Consider the following 7,921-nt stretch of genomic DNA (forward strand, 5'->3'; position numbering starts at 1 on the left):
GGAGTGGATTTTAAGATGAGAATGAGAAGAAAGCCTTGGGCTAGACCAGAATTAGAAGCATGTGACTTCTTTGTAGCTAATCCAAAAGAGAATAGAGATAATTGGAAAAATACTTTTAAAAATACAGAAAACCCAATATATTTAGAATTAGGATGTGGAAAAGGAACATTTATGGCTGTACATGGTTCTGACCATCTAGATATAAACTATATAGCAATAGACATAAAAGATGAAGTTCTTGTTTTAGCTAAAAGAAATATAGAAAAAGCATATGATGAGAAAAATAAACCTTTAGATAATGTTAAATTAATGCCTCAAGAGATTGCTTTAATAGATACTATATTAGGTAGTAATGACAAGATAGAAAGAATTTATATAAATTTCTGTAATCCATGGCCTAAAGATAGACACAAGAAGAGAAGATTAACTCACACAAGACAGTTAACAAAATATAGAGATTTCTTAGTTGATGGTGGGGAAATCCATTTTAAAACTGATGATGATGAGCTTTTTGAAGAATCTTTAGAATATTTTAAAGAATGTAATTTTGAGATAACTTACATAACTCGTGATCTACATAATAGTGGATATGAATATAATGTAGTAACAGAGCATGAGGAAATGTTCTCAAAACAAGGAATAAAAATAAAATTCTTAATAGCTAAAAAATTATAATTTTAGTTGGTAATATAAGATCATGAGAATTAAATAATATGAGAGTTAAAAGATTTTTAGAACTTTAGAATAATAATTTTTAAAATCTTTTAGCTCTTTTATTTTAAGCTAGATTGTATCAAAACTTTCATAGAGATTCATTTTTATATATTTAAAGTTATTTAGTCTTAACTTGTCTAGTTTCTAGATTTAAGTGATAAATTTTAGAAACATAAAGAACTTTAAAAAAGTATATTTATTACAAATATGAAATGGTATACAATGTATCTGAAGTTGATTGGATATTCTATAAAATCAGGTTAACTTTTAGCTAAGTAATAAAGTAAAGCATTTAAATAAATTTAGTTTTTAGTTAATGGTGATTTTTGAAAAATTATTTTGATTTTAATTAGTGCCTAAAAATAACGTTTCATAAAAATTTAGTTTTATTTAGAAAATAGCTAAATAATAAATATTTTAACTTGGGGGTAGAGTAAAATGAGTTTATCAACTAATGAATTAAAAGAAAGTGTAAGAAAAATTGGTAAAGATTTATCAGCTAAAATAGAGGATAAGAAATTACAAGAATTATTTTATAATTGTTTTATAAATACAATGGATACAACTTTAGAAGTTTCAGAAGGAGATGCTTTTGTAATTACTGGTGATATTCCTGCAATGTGGCTTAGGGATTCTACATCTCAAGTAGAGCATTACTTGCCGTTTGTTAATGAATATACAGAATTAAAGGATATTTTTACTGGATTAATCAATAGACAAATAAAATGTATATTCATAGATCCATATGCAAATGCATTTAATAAGGAACCTAACGGACAAAAGTGGGACAATGATATAACTAAGGATAGTCCTTGGGTTTGGGAAAGAAAGTATGAAATAGATTCACTATGTTATCCAGTTAGATTAATATATAAGTATTGGAAAAAATCTGGTGATAAAACTTTCTTTAATGATGATATTAAAAAAGCTTTTAATATGATAATAGATCTTTGGAGAGTTGAGCAATATCATAGAGAAAAATCAGATTATAGTTTCCAAAGATTAAATTGTTCAGTAACTGACACTTTAAGCCATGAAGGGTTAGGAACTCCAGTTGCTTATACAGGAATGACATGGTCAGGATTTAGGCCAAGTGATGATGCTTGTGAATATGGATACTTAATTCCAGCAAACATGTTCGCTGTAGTTGTTTTAAGATATATTTCAGAAATTGCAGAGAAGGTTTATAAGGATGAAGAGCTTAAAGAAAAAGCTTATAGTTTGAGAGAAGAAATAGACAATGCTATAGAAAAGCATGGAAAAGTTTATAAAGAAGGATTTGGAGAAGTTTATGCTTATGAAACTGATGGTATGGGTAATTATAACTTCATGGACGATGCTAATGTACCAAGTCTTTTATCGATTCCTTACTTAGAGTATAAAGGAATTGAGGATGAAGTTTACCAAAATACTAGAAAATTTATTTTAAGCAAAAATAATAGATTCTTCTTTGAAGGAAAAGCTGCTAAAGGAATTGGAAGTCCACATACTCCAGACCAATATATTTGGCATATAGCTTTATCAATGCAGGGATTAACAACAAATAATCAAGAGGAAATAGATAAGTTAATTAAATTATTAAAAGATACTGATGCAGGCACTGGATATATGCATGAAGGTTTTCATGTAGATGACCCAGCTAAGTTTACAAGAGATTGGTTTGCATGGTCAAATTCATTATTCTCACACTTTATATATGAGAAAGTTATAAATAAAAAATAATAAAATATCTTGTTTTAACTTAATTAGTGATTATTTTAAAGAGTTAAACTCTTTAATACTATCTCTAGTGTTGTTTAAAATATAAAATTTTATTACTATTAATAATACTCTAATTAAGTTAAATATATATTTATAAATTTGAATTTCAATAAGCTGTATAAAAAATAACTTACATTAAAACTTATAAATAATATGAAGATAATATCTGAATAAGCTTTAGAATTTAAGCTATTACGTAGAAGATTTTACGTTAAGAAGCGAAACTGTTTGACCGAAGGAAGTTTTTCGCTTTAGTAAAATCTTCGTAGTAATTGCTATAAATTCTTAGCGAAATTCAGTAATTATCGTAATATATTTATAAGGGTTATAGTTGTTTTTATACAGCTTTTTATTATTTTTAAAGCTTTTTCTTTTGAGTTTTTGTTTGAATAGAGTTTGGGGAAAAAGGTAAAAATATACTGAGGTGAATTTATGAAAAGGGTAAGCCTAATTTTATTAAATATAATCTTAGTATGTAATTTAATAGCTTGTGGAAGGCAAGGAAATGAAATTGCCATAAATTTTATTGACAATGAAATTGAAGTTGAAGAAAATGAAAAAAGAGATATATCAATACAATCTAAAGATAAGTTTAAACAGTTTAGGAATAGTAATACGAAAATAAATAAAGAAGATTTAAAAACTTATTTTGATAATGATAAAACATTAAAAAATTTTGAAGTTCCAAAGAAAACAATAGAGGAATATGAGAATTGGTTTATAAATATGGCTAGAGATAGAGGTGAAAGTGCTAAAGATATTTCTGATGCCTTTAGATCAGTAGATATGTTAATAGGAGAAGACATAGTTAAATTTCCAGTTATAATAGACACTATTATCTTTAATGATAGAGAAGCTTATGCAATAGCTTACTTATGTGAAGAAGTGGCAAACTTAGATATGGAAGCTCAGGAGGCAATAGAATTAAAAAGATTTGATGAAATATTAATAATTGGAGTATATAAGGATTCATCTGATATATTTTATAAAAATAAATATAAATATAATTATTTACCATAATAATATTTTGTTTTTATGAGAAAAATAAAATTAAATTCAACTAACTAAGGAGGAGTACTTATGACAAAGGATAGTCAACCAGACAATAAGGTAGCAAGAATGGAGAAGTGTAATTTTCAAACTCCAATAACTAGTGAAGAAGGAAAAAATAATAATAGAACATTAAAAAAACACTCTATAAAGAGAGAAGGATTCCAAAGTAAACATATAAACTAAATATATGATTTTTTATATTAAAGAATGGTTTTCAATTCTATATTATTAGAAAAATATTAAGAAAAAGACTGAAAGAAACTTATAAAAATAAGTTTAAGTTGAATATTATTAGAAAATTTAAATTTAAGAATGAAATATAGTGAATAAAGCTCAATTTTAAAAAAAATTGTTTGTTTATAGGGATTAGAATCAAAAAATGTTTATTTTTTGAAAAAAAATCTTGAAAAATGTGTAACGGTATGTTAATATAATGTTAACAGGTTAAAGCATAAACCTAATTTCCCTATATTTCATATATATATGCATTTGTCCTATAAGTATCCCTTAGCTTATAGGACTTTTTATTATATATAAAATTTATTTTAAAAATCCAATTCTTTCTTTAGGATATACAGTAAAAAGAGCTTTTCCATCTAAGTTTTCTTTAGGGACATAGGGATTTTCCCATCTTCGTGCATCTTGTGATCTTGCTCTATTATCGCCAAAAAATAAGTAGTGTCCTTCTGGAACGTAAAAAGTTTTATTCATTGATTCGTTATTTTTAACATAAGGTTCATTAATTAAAGTATCATTTACATATAAAAGACCATCTTTTACCTGAACCTTTTCCCCAGGAAGACCAACCACCCTTTTTATAAGCAATTCTTTAGAAGATTCATGACTAAATACAAAGATATCTCCTCTATTTATACTAGTGTAAAGTTTACTTACAATTACTTCATCTTCTTCTAGTATTGTGGGCTTCATAGATCCAGTAGGAATATATGCTTTGAAAATTAGGTAATTAGTTAAAAAATAAGAGCCTAAAAAAACTATTACAGAAAAAATTATTAAATTTTTTATTTTTAAGTATGATTTTTTATTTAAGGTAGATATGTTTCTTTCAGATAATGAATTCATAAATATATTATGTTGCTTTAGGTATTATATTTTATTAAATTTAACTAAAATTGCAACAAGTACACCTCCTATCTTAAATAATAATACCATAAAACCCAATATTTGGAAATAAATGAAGTAAAAGTAAAATGGGTTATTGAGTTTTAATTATATTTTTATATTCATATATAAAATATAAGAGCAAAAAGTTAAAGGATTAGTACTCTCATGAATGAGATTTCAGATTTGGTAAAAATAACTTCAATTTTTGGAATTGCTACTACTGCGTATTTAGTTTATGAAAACAATAGTATTTTTATAAATGAATATGAGTTGTTTTCTAGAAAAACTCCTAAGGCTTTTAGAGGATTTAAAATTTTACATTTAAATAATTTATATGGAAAAACCTTTGGGAGTGAAAATTATAGACTTATAGAAAAAATCAATTTTTTAAAGCCAGATATTATTGTCACCACTGGGAATATGCTAACCTCGTCTTTAGATAAGAATTTTGTTTTTTTAGAACTTTGTAAAATTTTAAGAAGTTTTTATCCAATTTATTATTCTATTGAAGGATGTAAAAACTTAAGTGGAAGAAAATATGATAAATATAGAGATTATTTAAAGGAATTAGTGGATATAGGAGTAATACTTTTAAATAATAGTAAAGTTTCACTTATAAAAAATGAGGGGAAATTAAATATTTATGGAATTTACATAGGGGATGAAATAAAGTCTAATTTTTTAAAAGAAAAAAGAAAAAAAGAAAATGTATTTTCAAAAGAAGATATAGTAAATAAATTAGGGAAACCTAATAGAAGTGAATTTAATATTGTTCTAGCAAATGATGTAGTAAATTTTGAGGCTTATGTAAAGTGGGGAAGTGACATTACTTTTTCAGGATACACTAGAGCTATAAATAGATATATATTTAATAATTTAATGGAAAGAAAAAAAGGTATTTTCATAGAAAAAGATTCATCTATGATTTTAAGTAGAGGTCTTGGAAATGGTTTTTTTAAAATGAGAATTGTGAATAGACCTGAAATAACCTTAATTACAATAAGGTAATATTGATTAAGTTTAAACAATGTTAATGCTGTGTAAAATTTTGTTCAAATATCCATAGACATTGGGATATAAGAGTGAAAAAGATGATAGAATTTAAGAAACATAATTATATGGGAATTAAAATAGCTTTAAAAATATAAATTTAAAAATTATGTAATATATGACTTAAAAATTTTCTGATAAATGGATTAGGATATTAACTTATAAGAAAAAACATTAAAATTTTTAAATCAGAATGTTAAGGAGCGCAATATAGATGCTATATTATAAAGTAGTAAATAATAAATATCTCCGCAAGGATAAAGAATGGATTCTGATGCTTCACGGAATAGGTGGAAATTTGAATATATTTAAAAAGCAAATAGATGTACTATCAGAAAATTACAACTTACTTTTAGTGGACCTTCATGGTCATGGAAATTCACAAAATCATACTTTGAAAAACATGCAAAAAGCTAAAGGTGAAATATCTTTTAAATACATTTGTGAAGATATTGTAGAGATAATAGATAAGTTAAATATAGAAAAAGTAAATTTATTAGGTATATCCCTTGGTACTATAGTTGGAATGCAATTTGAAAATTATTTTCCTAATAGAGTTTCTTCTATGATATTAGGGGGAGGAATTGTAGGTATGAATTTAAAGTCTAAATTTTTTTTGAATTTAGCCTTATTTACCAAGAATATTATTCCAAAAGAAATCTTTTATAAAATTGTAGCGTATATGTCAATGCCATGTAAAAATCATAAGCTTTCAAGAAATATATTTTTAAAGTCTGCTAAAAAATTAGATAAAAATGAATGTTTTATATGGGTTGAGCTTATGAGAGAACATCTAGAAAATTATAAATATGTAAAGAAAAGTGTTAAGAAGATTTTTATTATGGGAGATCAAGACCATGTTTTTCTTCCTACTATAAAAAAGTTTGTACCGGAAGAAGATGTTGTAGTATTAAAAAATTGTGGTCATATATGTAATATTGATTCTTTTGAAACTTTTAATCATCTTACACTAAATTTTTTAATAAATAATCACGGACATATGTTGGATGCAAAAGAAAAAAGAAAATATGTTTATAAATATAACTTTACATAAAATATCTTCTGTAATATCTTAATAGGAAGATAAAGCATAGTGTTTAATTAATAATAAGTAGATATTTAAAGGGAGAATTTTAGAATGAGACTGAAAAATATTTGCTTTATGGCTATAACTACAATATTATGTACCTCTGTATTAAATTGAGGTTTAGTTCAATCTGATAAGACTTCAAAAACTACTGGAATAATAAATACTAATGGTGAAGAAATTAAAAATCTTCAAAGGAAAGATTACTTAGCGTTAGAAGTTTATACAAGCGAATTAATTTAAATAAAAACTCATTCCAAAAAAATCTTAAAGGATTTAGATTGGAATGAGCTTTCTTATTTTTTAAAAAAAACTTGATTAATTATCTTAGCGATTTCTTTAACTGTTTCAACATTAGATTCTATATTTTCTTTAGCAACAATTAAGTCAGCTGTAGTTTCAGTTGCGACATCAGATATATCTTTAATGTTTTGACAAGCATCATTAACATTATCAGCTATTGTAGGCAAATCGTTAATAGTCTTAGTAAGGTTGTCCTTATTTTGATCTAAAAGACTATTTATATTTGATACTAACTTTAAAACTTTGTTTAATGTCAGTATCAAATAAACAATAGCCACACAACCTAATAAAGCTAATAATAGATAAATAAAATTTAAATCTATATACATAATTATTAGTTATCTTATTTAACTTCTTCAGTTTCTACAGAAGTAGCTTCATCTGCAACTTCAACAGGAGTATTTAAGTTTTTTTCTACAGCTTCTTCAATGTTTTTACATTTTTTACTATTAAGGTATTCTTTTATTTTGTTCTTAGCATCAGAAATGTTTTCTTTTCCCTTTGCAACTTGTGTATTTAAATTTTCTTTTAATTCAATACCTTTATCATTTAACTTTTGAGCAGCCTTTTTTGAATTCTCTTTGATATCATTTCTTGTTTCTTTTCCAGACTTAGGAGCAAATAGTAAACCGCCTAATACTCCAGCTAATGTACCAACAGCAGCTCCAGTTACAGCTACTTTAGCTTTTTTATTTCTTTCTACTCTAGCTTTAGCTTTTCTTTTTTCTTCTATTAATCTTGCTAAACTCATAATCTTTACCTCCCAATAAATTATTGATTTCGTTTAATTAAATTATACTATATAGTATAAAAAAATCAATAATAATT

At 25.1% G+C, this 7,921-nt stretch carries 9 protein-coding genes; 6 read left to right on the forward strand and 3 right to left on the reverse strand.

Features of this window, described 5'->3' with window-relative positions; translation table 11 throughout:
• Positions 1 to 15: 15 nt before the first annotated feature.
• The 4 genes from trmB to Q1J60_RS02710 all read left to right on the forward strand — a co-directional run bounded on the left by trmB (position 16) and on the right by Q1J60_RS02710 (position 3,711).
• Positions 16 to 675 carry a tRNA (guanosine(46)-N7)-methyltransferase TrmB gene (trmB, locus tag Q1J60_RS02695; RefSeq protein WP_300258143.1) on the forward strand — a complete coding sequence of 220 codons (660 nt, stop codon included), beginning with the start codon at positions 16 to 18 and terminating at the stop codon, positions 673 to 675.
• 477 nt (positions 676 to 1,152) lie between these two features.
• Positions 1,153 to 2,436 (forward strand): glycoside hydrolase family 125 protein, encoded by a 1,284-nt coding sequence (locus tag Q1J60_RS02700; protein ID WP_300258146.1) that lies wholly within the window; start codon positions 1,153 to 1,155, stop codon positions 2,434 to 2,436.
• Positions 2,437 to 2,907: 471 nt separating this feature from the next.
• Positions 2,908 to 3,495 (forward strand): hypothetical protein, encoded by a 588-nt coding sequence (locus Q1J60_RS02705; RefSeq protein WP_300258148.1) that lies wholly within the window; start codon positions 2,908 to 2,910, stop codon positions 3,493 to 3,495.
• A gap of 60 nt (positions 3,496 to 3,555) precedes the next feature.
• A complete protein-coding gene (locus tag Q1J60_RS02710) occupies positions 3,556 to 3,711 on the forward strand; it encodes a hypothetical protein (protein ID WP_300258150.1) in 156 nt (51 codons plus the stop codon).
• Between the two features lie 357 nt (positions 3,712 to 4,068).
• Here Q1J60_RS02710 and lepB read toward each other — a convergent pair whose 3' ends face one another.
• Complete coding sequence (lepB, locus tag Q1J60_RS02715; RefSeq protein WP_300258153.1) at positions 4,069 to 4,611, reverse strand: signal peptidase I; 543 nt, start codon at positions 4,609 to 4,611, stop codon at positions 4,069 to 4,071.
• A 207-nt stretch (positions 4,612 to 4,818) separates the two neighbouring features.
• Here lepB and Q1J60_RS02720 point away from each other — a divergent pair, with 207 nt between their 5' ends.
• On the forward strand, positions 4,819 to 5,661 hold the full coding sequence (locus Q1J60_RS02720; protein ID WP_300258156.1) for a metallophosphoesterase: 843 nt from the start codon (positions 4,819 to 4,821) through the stop codon (positions 5,659 to 5,661).
• A 256-nt stretch (positions 5,662 to 5,917) separates the two neighbouring features.
• A complete protein-coding gene (locus Q1J60_RS02725; protein WP_300258159.1) occupies positions 5,918 to 6,757 on the forward strand; it encodes an alpha/beta fold hydrolase in 840 nt (279 codons plus the stop codon).
• A gap of 329 nt (positions 6,758 to 7,086) precedes the next feature.
• On the opposite strand, the gene Q1J60_RS02730 is transcribed toward Q1J60_RS02725, so the two are convergent.
• Both Q1J60_RS02730 and Q1J60_RS02735 read right to left on the reverse strand, forming a co-directional pair.
• Positions 7,087 to 7,356 carry a hypothetical protein gene (locus tag Q1J60_RS02730; protein ID WP_300374775.1) on the reverse strand — a complete coding sequence of 90 codons (270 nt, stop codon included), beginning with the start codon at positions 7,354 to 7,356 and terminating at the stop codon, positions 7,087 to 7,089.
• An 80-nt stretch (positions 7,357 to 7,436) separates the two neighbouring features.
• Positions 7,437 to 7,844, reverse strand: a complete 408-nt coding sequence (locus tag Q1J60_RS02735; RefSeq protein ID WP_300258164.1) for a YtxH domain-containing protein — start codon at positions 7,842 to 7,844, stop codon at positions 7,437 to 7,439.
• Positions 7,845 to 7,921 lie beyond the last annotated feature (77 nt).

The sequence above is a fragment of the Clostridium sp. genome (assembly GCF_029258205.1).
GTDB lineage: Bacteria > Bacillota > Clostridia > Clostridiales > Clostridiaceae > Sarcina.

What these genes read in the sequence shown, in the direction of transcription:
- trmB (WP_300258143.1), top strand. Translation starts at nt 16, where the DNA reads ATGAGAATGAGAAGAAAGCCTTGGGCTAGACCAGAATTAGAAGCATGT.
- Q1J60_RS02700 (WP_300258146.1), top strand. Translation starts at nt 1,153, where the DNA reads ATGAGTTTATCAACTAATGAATTAAAAGAAAGTGTAAGAAAAATTGGT.
- Q1J60_RS02705 (WP_300258148.1), top strand. Translation starts at nt 2,908, where the DNA reads ATGAAAAGGGTAAGCCTAATTTTATTAAATATAATCTTAGTATGTAAT.
- Q1J60_RS02710 (WP_300258150.1), top strand. Translation starts at nt 3,556, where the DNA reads ATGACAAAGGATAGTCAACCAGACAATAAGGTAGCAAGAATGGAGAAG.
- lepB (WP_300258153.1), bottom strand. Translation starts at nt 4,611, where the DNA reads ATGAATTCATTATCTGAAAGAAACATATCTACCTTAAATAAAAAATCA.
- Q1J60_RS02720 (WP_300258156.1), top strand. Translation starts at nt 4,819, where the DNA reads ATGAATGAGATTTCAGATTTGGTAAAAATAACTTCAATTTTTGGAATT.
- Q1J60_RS02725 (WP_300258159.1), top strand. Translation starts at nt 5,918, where the DNA reads ATGCTATATTATAAAGTAGTAAATAATAAATATCTCCGCAAGGATAAA.
- Q1J60_RS02735 (WP_300258164.1), bottom strand. Translation starts at nt 7,844, where the DNA reads ATGAGTTTAGCAAGATTAATAGAAGAAAAAAGAAAAGCTAAAGCTAGA.